The sequence below is a fragment of the Tardiphaga sp. P9-11 genome (assembly GCF_008329525.1).
GTDB lineage: Bacteria > Pseudomonadota > Alphaproteobacteria > Rhizobiales > Xanthobacteraceae > Tardiphaga.
In genome coordinates, this window is record NZ_NPKQ01000011.1 from 120363 (window position 1) to 135481 (window position 15119).

General features: G+C 61.4%; 12 protein-coding genes. 5 read left to right on the plus strand and 7 right to left on the minus strand.

Annotated elements, in window-relative coordinates; all coding sequences use genetic code 11:
• Positions 1-5: 5 nt before the first annotated feature.
• From CIW50_RS25750 to CIW50_RS25760, 3 genes are read left to right on the plus strand one after another with little or no spacing between them, the layout of a single operon-like run.
• On the plus strand, positions 6-1454 hold the full coding sequence (locus CIW50_RS25750; RefSeq protein ID WP_149534005.1) for a TadA family conjugal transfer-associated ATPase: 1449 nt from the start codon (positions 6-8) through the stop codon (positions 1452-1454).
• A 10-nt stretch (positions 1455-1464) separates the two neighbouring features.
• The gene (locus CIW50_RS25755) at positions 1465-2439 is read left to right on the plus strand and encodes a type II secretion system F family protein (RefSeq protein ID WP_149534006.1); all 975 of its coding nucleotides are present in this window, start codon (positions 1465-1467) and stop codon (positions 2437-2439) included.
• A 10-nt stretch (positions 2440-2449) separates the two neighbouring features.
• The gene (locus CIW50_RS25760; protein WP_149534007.1) at positions 2450-3424 is read left to right on the plus strand and encodes a type II secretion system F family protein; all 975 of its coding nucleotides are present in this window, start codon (positions 2450-2452) and stop codon (positions 3422-3424) included.
• 54 nt (positions 3425-3478) lie between these two features.
• Here the strand turns inward: CIW50_RS25760 and CIW50_RS25765 are convergent, their stop codons facing one another.
• Entirely contained in the window at positions 3479-4282 is an 804-nt protein-coding gene (locus tag CIW50_RS25765) for a tetratricopeptide repeat protein (protein ID WP_149534008.1), read from the minus strand.
• Positions 4283-4455: 173 nt separating this feature from the next.
• Here CIW50_RS25765 and CIW50_RS25770 point away from each other — a divergent pair, with 173 nt between their 5' ends.
• Positions 4456-5835: a leucyl aminopeptidase family protein gene (locus CIW50_RS25770; RefSeq protein ID WP_149534009.1), complete on the plus strand. Its 1380-nt coding sequence runs from the start codon at positions 4456-4458 to the stop codon at positions 5833-5835.
• Positions 5828-6679 carry a C40 family peptidase gene (locus tag CIW50_RS25775; RefSeq protein WP_149534010.1) on the plus strand — a complete coding sequence of 284 codons (852 nt, stop codon included), beginning with the start codon at positions 5828-5830 and terminating at the stop codon, positions 6677-6679. The genes CIW50_RS25770 and CIW50_RS25775 overlap by 8 nt, the downstream gene beginning before the upstream one ends.
• Here CIW50_RS25775 and CIW50_RS25780 read toward each other — a convergent pair.
• From CIW50_RS25780 to CIW50_RS25805, 6 genes are read right to left on the minus strand one after another with little or no spacing between them, the layout of a single operon-like run.
• The gene (locus CIW50_RS25780) at positions 6663-7319 is read right to left on the minus strand and encodes an NUDIX domain-containing protein (RefSeq protein ID WP_149534011.1); all 657 of its coding nucleotides are present in this window, start codon (positions 7317-7319) and stop codon (positions 6663-6665) included. The two genes, CIW50_RS25775 and CIW50_RS25780, sit on opposite strands and share 17 nt — an antisense overlap.
• A 4-nt stretch (positions 7320-7323) precedes the next feature.
• Positions 7324-8961 (minus strand): ABC transporter ATP-binding protein, encoded by a 1638-nt coding sequence (locus CIW50_RS25785; RefSeq protein ID WP_149534012.1) that lies wholly within the window; start codon positions 8959-8961, stop codon positions 7324-7326.
• 9 nt (positions 8962-8970) lie between these two features.
• Positions 8971-10149: an ABC transporter permease gene (locus CIW50_RS25790; protein ID WP_149534013.1), complete on the minus strand. Its 1179-nt coding sequence runs from the start codon at positions 10147-10149 to the stop codon at positions 8971-8973.
• Positions 10149-11255 carry a microcin C ABC transporter permease YejB gene (locus CIW50_RS25795; protein ID WP_149534014.1) on the minus strand — a complete coding sequence of 369 codons (1107 nt, stop codon included), beginning with the start codon at positions 11253-11255 and terminating at the stop codon, positions 10149-10151. The genes CIW50_RS25790 and CIW50_RS25795 overlap by 1 nt, the downstream gene beginning before the upstream one ends.
• A gap of 1 nt (position 11256) precedes the next feature.
• The gene (locus CIW50_RS25800) at positions 11257-13113 is read right to left on the minus strand and encodes an extracellular solute-binding protein (protein WP_149534015.1); all 1857 of its coding nucleotides are present in this window, start codon (positions 13111-13113) and stop codon (positions 11257-11259) included.
• Positions 13114-13127: 14 nt separating this feature from the next.
• Positions 13128-15029, minus strand: a complete 1902-nt coding sequence (locus CIW50_RS25805) for an extracellular solute-binding protein (protein WP_149534016.1) — start codon at positions 15027-15029, stop codon at positions 13128-13130.
• Positions 15030-15119: the final 90 nt, after the last annotated feature.

The window sequence follows — 15119 nt, forward strand, 5'->3', positions numbered from 1 at the left end:
CTATCGTGTTTGGTAAGCGTAGCGGAACAGATACCGATGTCCGGGCCGTCAAGCCCGCCAGCGCGCCGGAGCCTTCTCTCGGCGCGATGGCTGCGTCTACGCCTCCGGCTGTGTCATCGCCGCCGCTGTCACCCGCGCGAGCAGCGCCGACAATAGCAGAGCGCCGTTCGGAGAATTACTACCAGGTCAAGGCGACGATTTTCGGCGCTCTGATCGAGGCTATAGATCTCGCGCAACTCGCCAAGCTCGATGCCGAATCCGCGCGCGAAGAAATCCGCGACATCGTCAACGAGATCATTGCGATCAAGAACATCGTGATGTCCATCGCCGAGCAGGAGGAACTGCTCGACGATATCTGTAACGACGTGCTCGGTTATGGTCCGCTGGAGCCATTGCTGGCGCGCGACGACATTGCCGACATCATGGTCAATGGCGCGGGCACGGTGTTCATCGAAGTCGGCGGCAAGATCCAGAAGACCGGCATCCGCTTCCGCGATAATCAGCAGTTGCTGAATATCTGCCAGCGCATCGTCAGCCAGGTCGGCCGCCGCGTCGACGAATCTTCACCGATCTGCGACGCCCGTCTTGCCGACGGATCGCGCGTCAACGCCATCGTGCCGCCGCTGGCCATCGATGGTCCTGCGCTGACGATTCGTAAGTTCAAGAAGGACAAGCTGACGCTCGAGCAGCTGGTCAAATTCGGCGCGATCTCGCCGGACGGCGCCCAGATCCTCCAGATCATCGGCCGTTGCCGCGCCAACGTGCTGATCTCTGGCGGTACCGGTTCGGGCAAGACCACGCTGCTGAACTGCCTCACCAACTATATCGACGACGACGAGCGCATCATCACCTGTGAGGACGCCGCTGAACTCCAGCTGCAGCAGCCTCACGTGGTGCGACTGGAAACCCGGCCGCCGAACATCGAAGGCGAAGGCCAGATCACGATGCGCGAACTGGTGCGCAACTGTCTGCGTATGCGTCCGGAGCGCATTATCGTCGGCGAAGTCCGTGGCCCCGAGGCATTCGACCTGTTGCAGGCGATGAATACCGGCCATGACGGCTCGATGGGCACCCTGCACGCCAACAATCCGCGCGAAGCATTGTCGCGCTGCGAGTCGATGATCACCATGGGCGGCTTCTCGCTGCCGTCGCGCACGATTCGCGAAATGATCTGCGCGTCGATCGACGTCATCGTTCAGGCAGCCCGTCTTCGCGACGGTTCGCGCCGCATCACGCACATCACCGAGGTGATGGGCATGGAAGGCGATACCATCATTACGCAGGACCTGTTCGTCTACGACATGGTTGGCGAAGACGCCAACGGCAACATCATCGGACGGCATCGCTCGACCGGCATTGGCCGGCCGCGGTTCTGGGATCGTGCCCGCTATTACGGCGAGGAGAAGCGGCTCGCGGCGGCGCTCGATGCTGCCGAAGTCATAGCGCCGAACTGAGGAGCGAGTGATGAACATGCAGGCGCTCGCATTGGCATTCATGGCCAGCATCGCCGTCGGCGGTCTGGCCTGGGTATTTCTCTATCCGCTCTTGTCCGGCGAGAAGAAGGCCGAGGTCCGCCGCGCATCGGTCGCACGCTCGGAGCCGGTGGCGCGCCAGGTCGACAGGACCCAACGCTCCCGGCGTGAGCAAGTCGAAGGATCGCTCAAGGAAGTCGAAGCACGTCTTCAGAAAGAAAAGAAGATCCCACTCGGGACCCGGATAGCGCAGGCCGGGCTCGACTGGACCGATCAGAAATTCATGGTGATCTCCGGCATTCTGGGGGGCGGAAGCTTCCTGATGACAATGCTGTTTGGCGGCGGTTTACTCGCGGCCGCTGGCCTCGGATTCGCCGCCGGCTTCGGCCTGCCGCGCTGGATACTCGGCTTTCTCAAGAAGCGGCGCGAAGCCGCCTTCCTCAAGGCGCTACCAGATGCCGTCGACGTCATCGTTCGCGGTATCAAGGCCGGCCTGCCGTTGTTCGATTCGATCAAAGTTGTCGCTGCCGACGCATCGGAGCCCCTGCGTAGCGAGTTTCTTGCCATCATCGAAACTCAGACGATCGGCATGCCGCTCGGCGAGGCCTGTGCGCGGCTCTATGAGCGCATGCCGCTTCCGGAAGCCAACTTCTTCGGTATCGTCATCGCGATTCAGCAGAAATCGGGCGGCAACCTCTCGGAAGCTCTCGGCAATCTCTCCAAGGTGTTGCGCGATCGCAAGAAAATGGCCGAGAAAATCCAGGCCATGTCGATGGAAGCCAAAGCTTCCGCCGGCATCATCGGCTCGCTGCCGCCGATCGTGATGTTGCTCGTCTATCTCAGTACGCCTGAATATATTTCACTGCTGTGGACCCATCCGACGGGCCGGCTGATGCTGGCGGCCTGCGTGGTCTGGATGTCCTGCGGCATCTTCGTCATGAAACGCATGATCAACTTCGACTTCTGATGGTGCTGACATGCTCGATCTCCTGATAGCAAAGCTCCACGACATCCGTTTCATGACGATGCTACTTGCCGCGATCGCGGTTGCAGCAACGGCCTACAGCCTGCTTACGCCACTCTTCGCGGGCGACGGTCTCGCCAAGCGCATGAAGGCTGTCGCAAGCGAGCGGGAGCGGCTGCGGCAACGTGAGCGAGATCGCATGGCCAAAGGCGAGAGAGTATCGCTGCGCCAAACGCCGAAGCAGCTCGTTTCCAAGGTCGTGACCGACTTCAACCTCGGCAAGTGGCTGGCGCAGGAGGCCGCACTCGACAAGCTCGTGATGGCCGGCTATCGCGGCCAGGCGCCCTATATTACATTCCTGTTCTTCCGCGCCGTCACGCCGATCGTGTTCCTGGTCTTCGCGATCCTCTATGTGTTCGTGATCTCGCGCATGGAGCAATCGACGCCCATCAAGATCGGCATGTGCCTCGGCGCCGCCTATCTCGGCCTGCAGGCACCGATGATCTTTCTCAAGAATGCGATCTCCAAGCGCCAGCTTTCGATCCGTCGCGCGTTTCCAGACGCACTTGATCTGCTGCTGATCTGTATCGAATCCGGTATGTCCATCGAAGTCGCGTTTCGCCGCGTATCCATCGAGATCGGCTCGCAGTCGGTGGCGCTGGCCGAAGAATTCACGCTGACCACAGCCGAGTTGTCCTATCTGCAGGATCGTAAGGTTGCGTATGAGAACCTCGCAAAACGTACCGGACTTGAGGGCGTCAAATCGGTCTGTCTGGCGCTGATGCAGTCGGAGCGTTACGGCACCCCGCTCGGGCAGAGCCTGCGCGTCATGGCGCAGGAAAACCGCGACATGCGTATGAACGAGGCCGAGAAGAAGGCTGCCGCGCTGCCGCCCAAGCTGACCGTGCCGATGATCCTGTTCTTCCTGCCAGTGCTGTTCGTCGTCATTCTCGGCCCGACGGGCATCAAGGTCGCAGCGATGCAGTAAGGCCAGTGCCGCCGGCCCTGCTGAACATCATTGCGGAATTTGATTGACGAGGAACTACGATCGACGCGGCGCGGCGTCGTCCCGCGCGCCCAAGGGCGGCGTGCCCTTGCTGCTCAGCATCTGCTTGAGATACGCGACATTCGCCGCTGCTTCCTCGGGCGGAAGGTCGGCCTTAACGATGGATTCCGCTTCGCCGAACCGGCCCTGCAGACCGACCACCAGGCCGAGATTCTGGCGGACGCGCGGATCGACATTGCCGCGGCCCTGCGCGCGGCGCAGCGTCGCCTCCGCCTGCGGCAGATCTTTCGAGAGCATGTAGGACAGGCCGAGATTGGAAAGCACAGAGGGCTCCTCCGGCCGGATCTTCAGCGCGCTGCCGTAGTAGCGGCGCGCCTCGTCGTGCTTGCCCATTTGGTCCAGGACGGCCCCCTGAGCCGAGAGAATGCGCCAGTCCGGATTGGCCGGGCTATGCGCGGTGGTCAGCACGTCGAAGGCGCGCTGGAAGCTGCCGGTGTCTGCCAGCGCGCGGCCGTAACCCGCCAATAGCGGCTTGTTGCCGGGATTCGTGAGTGTCGCCTGTTCAAACACGGATACGGCCTGGGCACGCTGGCCGTTGGCGCGCAGCGCCTGGCCGTAGCGCAGAGCGGCGTCGGCATCCTTCGGGTTGGCCCTGTAGCGCTCGCCATAGACTTCAACGGCGTGGGCGGGATCTGCATCGGCCGGCGCCTCCGCGCGGGCGCCAAGTGAACCGGTGATATCGGACATGCCTGCGGTCTTGCAGCCGGCAAGGCCTGTGGCCAGGATTGCCGTCACTGCCGCGGTCGTCAAAAGCCGGGCAAGACAAGGGGGCTGGCGCATGGCATTTTGACTCAACAATGGAGCGGCCGGGCGGGCCAGATGCCTTCAGCAATAGAGTGTTAACCCTAATGGCTGGTTAATCGACGCAGACCGCGCCATACCCTCCCATACCGTCGCTTGACGCCCTTTGCGCTTCGGGTGTCATTGCCGCTCCCTTTCGCGAGATTCTGCACATGCATTCCGCTTTCGAGAACTCCGCCGCATCCGCCATTCCGATCACCTTCGCGACCAAGACGACCTGGCCGGAGATCAGCGTTGCTCTGCCGGCGCCGGCGAAAGCCTTCGCCGCGGCCAACGGCTTTACGGCGAAACCCGGCGCCTGGCTGGCGTTGCCGACGGAAGATGGCGCAATCGCCCAGGTCATCTTCGGGCTGGAGGACGACAGCACGGCCTTCCGCGACCTGTTCCGCCCCGGGCAACTGCCCAGCCTGCTGCCGCCGGGCACCTACCGTTTCGCCAACGCACCGCACGACACCCGCCTCGCCGTACTCGCTTTCGCCCTCGGCAGCTATCGTTTCAGCCGTTATCGCAAGAATGATACGCCCAAGGTAAAACTGGTGCCGCCGGATGGCCTCGACATCGCCGATATCAGCCGTATCGCCGAGGCCGCAGCACTCGCGCGCGATCTCATCAATACGCCGTCGAACGATATGGGGCCGGAAGAGCTCGCCACGACCGCCAGGGATCTCGCCACGCGTTTTGGCGCAGAGTTCAAGTGCATTATCGGTGAAAATCTCGTTCAGCAGAATTTTCCGCTGATCCACGCCGTGGGCATGGCCTCGACGCGTGCGCCACGGCTTATCGATTTCTCCTGGGGTGATCCGTCGCATCCAAAGGTGACACTGGTCGGCAAGGGCGTTTGCTTCGACACCGGCGGCCTCGATCTCAAGCCATCGAGCGGCATGCTGATCATGAAGAAGGATATGGGCGGCGCTGCCAACGTCCTGGCGCTGGCGCTGATGGTGATGGACGCCAAGCTGAAGGTGCGGCTGCGCGTGCTGATCCCCGCCGTGGAAAACGCCGTCGCCGGTAATGCCTTCCGTCCGCTCGATATTTTCAAGTCGCGCAAGGGGCCGACCGTCGAAATCGGCAACACCGACGCCGAAGGCCGCCTAGTGCTGGCCGATGCGCTGGCCTATGCCGATGAGGAGAAGCCAGACCTGCTGGTCGATCTGGGTACACTGACCGGCGCTGCGCGCGTGGCGCTTGGTCCGGATCTGCCGCCCTACTACACCAATGATGAGACGCTGGCACTCGATGTCGCGCGCTGCGCCAAAGAGCAGAACGATCCGCTGTGGCGGCTGCCGCTTTGGGCGCCCTACGATGCCTGGCTCGACTCCAAGGTGGCCAATATCAACAATGCGCCCTCCGGCGGCTTTGCCGGCTCGATTACATGCGCGCTGTTTTTGCAGCGCTTCGTCGAAGCCGCGAAGAGCTGGCTTCACGTGGATATCTATGGCTGGACACCATCGGCGAAACCGGGGCGACCCGAAGGCGGCGAATGCCAGGCTGCGCGGGCAATCTATCAACTATTGAGCCAGCGCTATGGATAAACGCGACCCCAGGCTCACGCCTGCGCGCCCGGACGTGGCCGCGCGATATCTTGAAGGCGAGGTCGAAGCCGTACGTTTCGTCGACGGCGAGGAATTCGAAGTTACCGATGGCGTCACCTCCATGCGGCTCCAGCCATTCGCCGGCGCCGAAATGAGTACGCAGGCCTTAAAGGGCGAGCGCTTCACCATCTACGACCGCAATGAAGAAGGCTGGGCCTGGGGCCAACTCAATGGCGACGGCTATGTCGGCTGGCTCTCGGATCTTGCGCTCTATCCAGCCGGGCCGATGCCAACACACAAGGTGACCGCGCTCCGGACGTTCCTGTTTCCTGGTCCCTCCATCAAGCTGCCGCCGACAGATACACTGCCGCTCGGCGTGCGCCTGGCGATCGTCAAGATGACCGATGCATTTGCGATGACGAATGCCGGACATTGCGTGCCGAGGCGGCATGTAACGGAGATCGACGCGTTCGAGACCGACTTCGTTGCCGTGGCCGAGCGCTTCGTCGGCACACCCTATCTCTGGGGCGGCAAGAGCAGTCTCGGTATCGATTGCTCCGGGCTGGTCCAAATCGCACTGACTGCCGCGGGAACCGGATGCCCGCGTGACAGCGACATGCAGGAGAGTGGCCTCGGCCGCGCTCTTTCAGACGCCGAGATGCGGCATCTGAAGCGCGGCGACCTGATCTTCTGGAAAGGCCACGTCGCTATCGTCCGCGACGCCGACACGATCGTGCATGCCAATGCGCATCACATGGCAACGGCCATCGAAGACACGAAGGGTGCTATTGCGCGGATCAAAGCGGCAGGCAGCGACGTGACGAGCGTTAAGCGGCTGGGCTAGGCACCGCGCGCTCGTAGTAATCCTGCAGTCGTCCCCGATGCAGCGCCAGCCATTGCAGGGCGCTGACCATCAAGCCATTGAAGATAGCGTTACTCTCAAGCGCAGCAATCGCCGCATCGATCGATACGATGAATGGCCGCGTATCTTCTGCTTCGCCGACGAGGCCCCCGCGGGACGGAACCTTGCTGCTGTCGATAAAGCCAAGAAAGAATGTGACGTATTCGTCTGTAATTCCCGGCGTCGTCAGCACGCTGTAGAGTTCAAGTAGCCGATCTGGTGTGACACCGATCTCCTCGTGGCATTCACGCGACGCCGCTGACAACGCGCTCTCATCGCCATCGACGCGCCCAGCCACAATCTCGATCATTTCGCCGCGGCCGGTGGCCAGATGCGCCGGGAGGCGGAATTGCCGGATCAACACGATCTCCTGGCGGGCGAAATCAATCGGCAAAACTGCCGCAACACGGCCGGCACGAATCACGTCACGGCGCTGCCGCAGTGTTTCATCATCGTCACGAATGACCGCAACGTCGAAGCGCTCATAGGGCATGTAGCCCTGCCCAATCAAGGTCGGCGCGGATACGGCGACATCGGCCGTGCGGTCCGCGATTGCAGTTTCTTTGTCCAAACGCTCAGCCATGACCTTACTGCGCCGCCGCCCCGCCCGGTGCTGTCTCGATCCGGAACGCCGCGGCGAAGAGCGCCCGGGTGTAATCGGTCTTCGGATTCTTGAACAGCTCAGCCGCCGGTCCTTCTTCGACCACTTTGCCGTGCCGCATCACGATGAGATGGCTGGCCAGTGACGCGACCACGCGCAGATCGTGCGAAATGAACATATAAGTGAGATCGCGCTTGCGTTGCAGCTCGCGCAGAAGGTCGACCATCTGCGCCTGGAACAGCATGTCGAGCGCGCTGGTGGGTTCGTCCAGAACGACGAAACTCGGCTCCAACACGGCAGCGCGCGCGATGCTGATGCGTTGGCGCTGCCCGCCGGAGAACTCGTGTGGATAGCGGAACCGAGTCTTGGGATCGAGACCAACATCCTGCAGCGCCTTCACGACACGTGCTTCACGATCCTCCGGCGAAAGAGAAGGCTGATGCACGCTGAGCCCCTCGGCGACGATATCGCCGACTGACATGCGCGGCGACAGCGCACCGAACGGATCCTGAAACACGATCTGCATGTCGCGCCGGATCGGCCGCATGTCCTTGAACTGCAGGCCCTGGATGTCCTTGCTGAGGAATACGATCGGTCCTTGCGAGGAGATCAGCCGCAGCAACGCAAGACCGAGCGTGGTCTTGCCAGATCCCGACTCACCGACGACACCGAGCGTTTCGCCCTGCCGCACTTTCAGGCTGACACCATCGACGGCCTTCACGTGGCCCACCGTCTTGCGCAGCAGACCGCGCTTGATCGGAAACCAGACCTTGAGATCGTCCGTCGACATCACCACCGGCGCCTCTGGCCGCGGCGGCGCGGGATCTGGCTTCGGTTCGGCGGCAAGCAATGCCCGCGTGTAGGCATGCTGCGGCGCCGTGAACACCTGCTCCACCGGCCCCTGCTCGACGATCTTGCCGTTGTTCATGACGCAGACGGTGTCCGCGATACGACGGACGATGCCGAGATCATGCGTGATGAACAGCAGGCTCATACCGAGCCGCTGACGAATATCGGCCAGCAGAGCGAGGATCTGCGCCTGTACCGTGACATCCAGCGCCGTAGTCGGCTCGTCGGCGATCAAAAGATCCGGCTCATTGGCGAGCGCCATGGCGATCATCACGCGCTGGCGTTGGCCACCGGACAACTGATGCGGATAACTGGCAAGACGCGTCTCCGGATCGGGAATGCCGACCTGCGTCAGCAATTCCAGCGTCCGCTCGCGTGCCTTGCTGCCGCGGATGCCGTTATGAAGTTGCAGTATCTCGCCGATCTGCGCACCGATGGTGTGCAGCGGGTTCAGCGAGGTCATCGGCTCCTGAAAAATGATAGAGATATCGTTGCCGCGGATGCCGCGGATCTCGCGCTCCGACATGCTCAGGAGCTCATGGCCCTTGAAGCGGATATGGCCGGACGGATGTGACGCCGTCGGATAAGGCAGCAGTCGCAGGATCGACATGGCACTGACGGATTTGCCCGAGCCGGACTCGCCCACAAGCGCAACGCACTCGCCCCGCTTGATCTCGAACGACACCCTGTCGACCGCGACTGATGTATTGCCGCCATGGTGGAACGCGACCGAAAGATCGCGGACATCGAGCAGCGGCTGGTTGATGGCATCCATGCTGCGGCCCTATCTGAACGTCTTGCGCGGATCGAAGGCATCGCGGACGCCTTCGCCGATGAAGATCAACAGCGACAGCATGATCGCCACCGCGAAGAAACCGGTGAAGCCGAGCCAAGGCGCCTGCACATTGGCCTTGCCCTGTGACAGCAGCTCACCAAGCGATGGCGAGCCCGGCGGCAGGCCGAAGCCGAGGAAATCAAGCGCAGTCAGCGTCATCACTGAGGACGAGACGATGAACGGCAGGAAGGTCATGGTGGCAACCATGGCGTTCGGCAGCAGGTGCCGGATCATGATCTTGGCATTGGACACGCCGAGCGCCCGCGCCGCCATGATATATTCGAAGTTGCGGCCGCGCAGGAATTCCGCGCGCACGAGGCCGACCAGCGAGACCCATGAGAACAGCAGCAGGATCCCCAGCAGCACGAAGAAGCCCGGCACCAGCACTGAGGACAGGATCAGCAGCAGATAGAGCGAGGGGATTGCACTCCAGATTTCGATGAAGCGCTGGAAGGCCAAATCGATCCAGCCGCCGAAATAGCCTTGTACGCCGCCTGCGGCGATACCGATGATCGACGAGACAATGGTGAGCGCGAGGCCGAACAGAACCGAGATGCGGAAGCCGTAGATCAGCCGCGCAACGACATCGCGGCCCTGATCGTCAGTGCCAAGCCAGTTATATTCGAGATCACGACAGCTCCTGAGGCCTTTCTTTTCGACCACTGGCTTGCACTGTTCTTCGGTCAGCATCCATGTCGGCTTCGACGGCGCCGGCGTCGGCAAATCGAGATTGTGCGTATCGTAGGAATAGCGGATCAACGGCCAGAGAATCGTGCCGTTCTTCTCGGCGATCAGCTTCTGCAGGAAGGGGTCGCGATAATCCGCGGCCGTCTCGAAATCACCGCCGAACGTCGTCTCCGAATAGGTAACGAAAGCCGGGAAATACATCTTGCCGTCGAACTTGATGAAGAACGGCCGGTCGTTGGCGATCACCTCGGCGAACAGTGAGATGAAGAACAGGAACAAGAAAATCCAGAACGACCAGTAGCCCCGGCGATTGGACTTGAAATTCTGCCAGCGACGCTGGTTGAGCGGCGAGATGCCGAGCGGATGCCGCGATGGCGGTACAGCTTCGCCGAGCGGCGACTGTGTGGTGCTTTCCACCGGAAGGGGCGCCGTGATGGTCATCAGACTTCTCGCGCCTCAAAATCGATCCGCGGATCGATCCACATATAAGCCAGATCGGACAGAAGGTTCACCACCAGGCCGACCAGCGAGAAGATGAACAGTGTGCCGAATACCACAGGGTAATCGCGGTTGAGCACGCTCTCGAAGCCGAGGAGCCCGAGCCCGTCGAGCGAGAAGATGGTCTCGATCAGCAACGAGCCGGAAAAGAACGCGTGAATGAACGCGCCCGGGAAACCGGCGATGACGATCAGCATGGCGTTGCGGAAGATGTGATTATAGAGCACCTGCCGCTCGTTGCAGCCCTTGGCACGCGCGGTCATCACATATTGCTTGCGGATTTCGTCGAGGAACGAGTTCTTGGTCAGCAGCGTCATGGTGGCGAAGGCGCCGAGAACCATCGAGATCAGCGGCAGCGTCATGTGCCAGGCATAGTCGATGATCTTCCAGTACCACGGGAACTGGCTCCAACCATCCGAGGTCAGACCGCGCAGCGGGAAGATGCTCCAGAACGAACCGCCCGAGAACAGGATAATCAGCAGGATCGCGAACAGGAAGCCGGGGATGGCGAAACCGACGATGATGACGGCCGAGGTCCAGGTGTCGAAGCGCGAGCCGTCCTGCACCGCCTTGCGGATGCCGAGCGGAATCGAGATCAGGTAGGTAATCAACATCATCCAGATGCCGAGCGACATCGAGACCGGCAGCTTCTCCTTGATCAGCTGCAACACCGTAGTATCGCGGAAGTAGCTCTTGCCGAAATCGAAACGCGCGAAATTCCACAGCATCAGCGCAAAACGTTCCGGCGCCGGTTTGTCGAAACCGAACTGCTTTTCAAGGCTCTTGACGAAATCCGGATCGAGCCCCTGCGCGCCGCGATATTTCGAATTCACCGCGTCGCCTGCGGCGCCGGGCTGTGCCCGATTACCGAAGTCCCCACCGGACGAGCCGGAGACGCGCGACGCGCCGGTATCCGCGCCGCTGAGCTGCGCGATCACGCGCTCGACGGGACCACCGGGCGCGAATTGCACCACGACAAAGGACACGAACAGAATCCCCAGCAGCGTGGGAAACATCAGCAGCACGCGCCGTGCGATATATGCGCCCATGCTATTTGGCCTGCTCGCTTGAAGGTTTTGCGGACGCCCACCACAGATCGGGGGCACCGACACCGATATATTTCGGCAAATCGGCGGGATGGCCGAACACATCCCAATAGGCCACACGATGCGAGGCCGCATACCATTGCGGCACCCAGTAACGCCCGGCGCGGATCACGCGGTCCAGCGCACGCGCTGCGAAGACCAGCTTCGGCCGCGTATCGGCGGCAATGACTTCGTTCATCAAGGCATCGACAACGGGATCGGAAATGCCGGCGAGGTTATTCGAGCCCTTTGTGGCGGCAGACTGCATCGAGAAGAACGAGCGCAGGGAATCGCCAGGGATAGTGGAAAAGCTGAAGCGCTCAATGGCTGCATCGAAATCGAAATCGTCGCGGCGTGCGCGGAATTGCACGGGATCGACAAGGCGCACACTGGCCTCGATGCCGAGCGTGCCGAGATTCTTGATATAGGGCATGTGATGCGCCTGGAAAGCAGGTTCATCGAGCAGGAATTCGAGCTTGAACGGCTCGCCCTGCGCAGTCATGCGTTTGCCGTCCTTCATAACGCAGCCAGCGTCGTTCAAGAGCTGGATGGCCTTGCGCAGCAGCGCGCGGTCCTGACCCGAACCATCGGACGTTGGCGGCACATAGGGATCACCGAACACTTCGCCCGACACCTTGTCCCGGAACGGCTCCAGCAATGTGAGCTCTTCCGACGACGGCTTACCGACTGCCATCAAGTCCGAATTCTGGAACGGCGACACGGTGCGCACATAGGCGCCGTACATGATGGTCTTGTTGGTCCATTCGAAATCGAACGCATTGCCGAGCGCCTCGCGCACGCGCGGATCCTTGAATTTGGCGCGGCGCGTGTTCAGGAACCAGCCCTGTGCGCCCGACGGCGTATCATCGGGCAGCATCTCCTGCTTGACCCGGCCATCCTTCACTGCGGGAAAATCGTAACGCGTGTTCCAGATGCGCGAGGTGAACTCCTCGCGATACAGATAGTTGCGGCCGGTGAAGCCTTCGAAAGCTACATCGCGATCGCGATAGAAATCGAACCGCACCGTATCGAAATTGTAGCTGCCGCGATTGACCGGAAGGTCTGCGGCCCACCAGTCCTTCACGCGATCGAATTCGATAAAGCGCCCCACCTCGAAGCGGCCGACCTTATAGGGCCCGCTTCCGAGCGGCGCCTCCAGCGAGGACTCGTCGAACGCGCGCTTGTCGTAATAAGCCTGCGAGAAGATCGGCATGCCCGCGACGAACAGCGGCACGTCGCGGCCGCGCTTCTCGGCGAAGGTCACGACCAGTGTTGCATCATCGACAGCCTCAGCCTTCACCATGTCACGCATCTGCTGCGTGATGATGGGATGACCCTTGGTCTTGAGCGCCGTCAGCGAAAATGCAGCATCCCGCGCGGTCAGCTTGCTGCCGTCATGGAAGCGTGCTTCCGGCCGCAGCGTAAAACTATAGGTCAGACCATTGGCAGAGATCTGCACGCTTTTGGCGACCAGCCCGTACATCGCGTCTGGTTCGTCGCCCGCGCGCACCATCAGCGGGGCAAAGGTCATGCCCATGCCCTGCGCGCCATCGCCCTTGAGAACATAGGCATTCAGCGAATTGAACGTCAGGAATGACTGATTGAATGCACGGCTCGACGGTACAGTTGAGAAGGCACCGCCCTTCGGGGCCTCGACATTGACGTAATCGAAATTCGGAAAATCGGCAGGATACTTCAGGTCGCCAAAGGCGGAGATGCCGTGGGCTTCGCTCGGCGCCTGCGCCAAAGCGGGGCTGAAGCGCGACGCCGCGATAGCGCCGATCCCGAGACCCAGCACGTGCCGACGATTGAGCTGCGCCATGCGCGATGTGCTCCTCAAGAGCGCTTGCCTATCTTGGCGGCCTTGTCGGCATCGTACCACCAAATCGCGGGGAATCCGGACTGGCCATATTTCGGCGGCTCAGGCGGACGACCGAAGCGATCCCAGCGCGCCGTGCGGACCTTGTTGTAGGTCCATTGCGGCACCACGAAGTTATTCCACAGTAGCACACGGTCCAGCGCCTTGGTGGCGGCAACGAGATCCTCGCGATCCCTGGTGAAGATCACGCGCTCGATCAGCTTGTCGATCGCCGGATTCTTGATCCCGATAATGTTACGCGAGCCCGCCATATCGGCAGCCTGCGAGCCCCAGAATTCACGCTGCTCGTTACCGGGCGACAGCGACTCCGGCCAGGACGACACGACGATGTCAAAATCCCAGGTCCGCAGCCGGTTCTCATATTGCGTGGCGTCGATGGTACGAACGGACACGCCGATGCCGAGACGTTCCAGCGACGGTTTGAAAAACAACATCACACGCTCGAAAGAGGGATCCTCGCCGAGCAATTCCAGTTCAAACGGCGCGCCGCTCTTGGCATTGACTAGTTTGCGATCACGGACCTCGTAGCCGGCCTCTTTCAAAAGCTGCAGCGCTTCGCGGAGATTGCCGCGCACATTTTCGGCACTGCCGCCGACCGGATTGGTATAGGGCTTGGTGAAGACCTCCGGCGGCACTTCAGCGCGCACGGTTTCGAGGATTGCCAGCTCCTTGCCTTCCGGCAGGCCCGACGATGCGAGCTCGGTGCCATCGAAATAGCTGGCGATGCGCTTGTACTGGCCGAAGAAGATCTGTTTGTTCATCTCCTCGAAATCGAATGCATAGTTCAGCGCGCGGCGAACGCGCGGATCCTTGAACTTGTCGCGACGGATGTTGAGGGCGAAGCCCTGCATGATACCCGACGAGCGATTGAGGAATTCTTCGAGGATAACACGCTTCTCGGCAACCGCAGGGAAGTCATAGGCCGTCGCCCAGTTCTTGGCGCTGTTCTCGGTGCGCCAATCCACCTGATCGCCCTTAAAAGCTTCGAGCGCGACGGTGCCGTCGCGAAAATACTCGTAGCGCAGCTCGTCGAAATTATTGCGACCGACATTCACATTGAGGTCGCGGCCCCAATGGTCCTTCACGCGCTCAACAGACACCGAACGCCCCGGCACGAAGTCCTTAATGCGATAGGCGGCGCTGCCGAGCGGCACTTCCAGTGTGGTGCTGCCGATGTCGCGCTTGGCGCCCGAGGCGTTGGTGCCCTCCCACCAATGCTTTGGCAGCACTGTGAGCTGGCCGACGATCTGCGGCAATTCGCGATTGCCGGGCGCATCGAAGGTGAACTTGATTTCGCGCTCGCCGACCTTCTCGGCCTTCACCACGTGGCGGTAATAGGCGGAATATTGCGGATGATACTTCTTGAAGGACTCAAGCGAGAAGATCACGTCTTCCGGAGTCACCGGCTTGCCGTCGTGCCATTTGGCATTCGCACGCAGCCGGTAGGACACCCAGGAAAAATCCTCGGGATGGCTGACGGCTTCGGCGAGCAGGCCATATTCGGTCGACACCTCGTCCAGCGACGCTGTCGTGAGCGACTCGTAGATCAGCCCGACAGCGCCCGCGATGTTGCCCTTCACGCCGGCCACCGCGATGTTGAAATTGTCGAAAGTCCCGATCGCGATTTGGCGGACGATGCCACCCTTGGGCGCTTCCGGATTGACGTAGTCGAACCGCTTGAACTCCGCCGGATACTTGATCTCCCCGAACAGGGACAGCGCATGGCGCCATTCCGCACCTTTCGCCGGAGACTGGGCACATGCTGCATTGATGATGGAGAGGCTGCCCGCACCACCGATGACAGGGGCAAGTGTGGCGAAGGCGCTGGTCTGGAGAAGGCGGCGTCGGGAAATCGTCAATGTGCTGAATCCTGTGAACCGGAGCAGTCTATTAGAACGGCCATATAAGGCGAGGGTTCGGCCGATTATGCCGGCTTTTCCGCAGGATAC

Excerpts from the sequence above, each read along its gene's own strand:
- CIW50_RS25795 (WP_149534014.1), bottom strand. The coding sequence starts at position 11,255 with ATGGGCGCATATATCGCACGGCGCGTGCTGCTGATGTTTCCCACGCTG.
- CIW50_RS25775 (WP_149534010.1), top strand. The coding sequence starts at position 5,828 with ATGGATAAACGCGACCCCAGGCTCACGCCTGCGCGCCCGGACGTGGCC.
- CIW50_RS25765 (WP_149534008.1), bottom strand. The coding sequence starts at position 4,282 with ATGCGCCAGCCCCCTTGTCTTGCCCGGCTTTTGACGACCGCGGCAGTG.
- CIW50_RS25755 (WP_149534006.1), top strand. The coding sequence starts at position 1,465 with ATGAACATGCAGGCGCTCGCATTGGCATTCATGGCCAGCATCGCCGTC.
- CIW50_RS25800 (WP_149534015.1), bottom strand. The coding sequence starts at position 13,113 with ATGGCGCAGCTCAATCGTCGGCACGTGCTGGGTCTCGGGATCGGCGCT.
- CIW50_RS25770 (WP_149534009.1), top strand. The coding sequence starts at position 4,456 with ATGCATTCCGCTTTCGAGAACTCCGCCGCATCCGCCATTCCGATCACC.
- CIW50_RS25790 (WP_149534013.1), bottom strand. The coding sequence starts at position 10,149 with ATGACCATCACGGCGCCCCTTCCGGTGGAAAGCACCACACAGTCGCCG.
- CIW50_RS25780 (WP_149534011.1), bottom strand. The coding sequence starts at position 7,319 with ATGGCTGAGCGTTTGGACAAAGAAACTGCAATCGCGGACCGCACGGCC.
- CIW50_RS25785 (WP_149534012.1), bottom strand. The coding sequence starts at position 8,961 with ATGGATGCCATCAACCAGCCGCTGCTCGATGTCCGCGATCTTTCGGTC.
- CIW50_RS25760 (WP_149534007.1), top strand. The coding sequence starts at position 2,450 with ATGCTCGATCTCCTGATAGCAAAGCTCCACGACATCCGTTTCATGACG.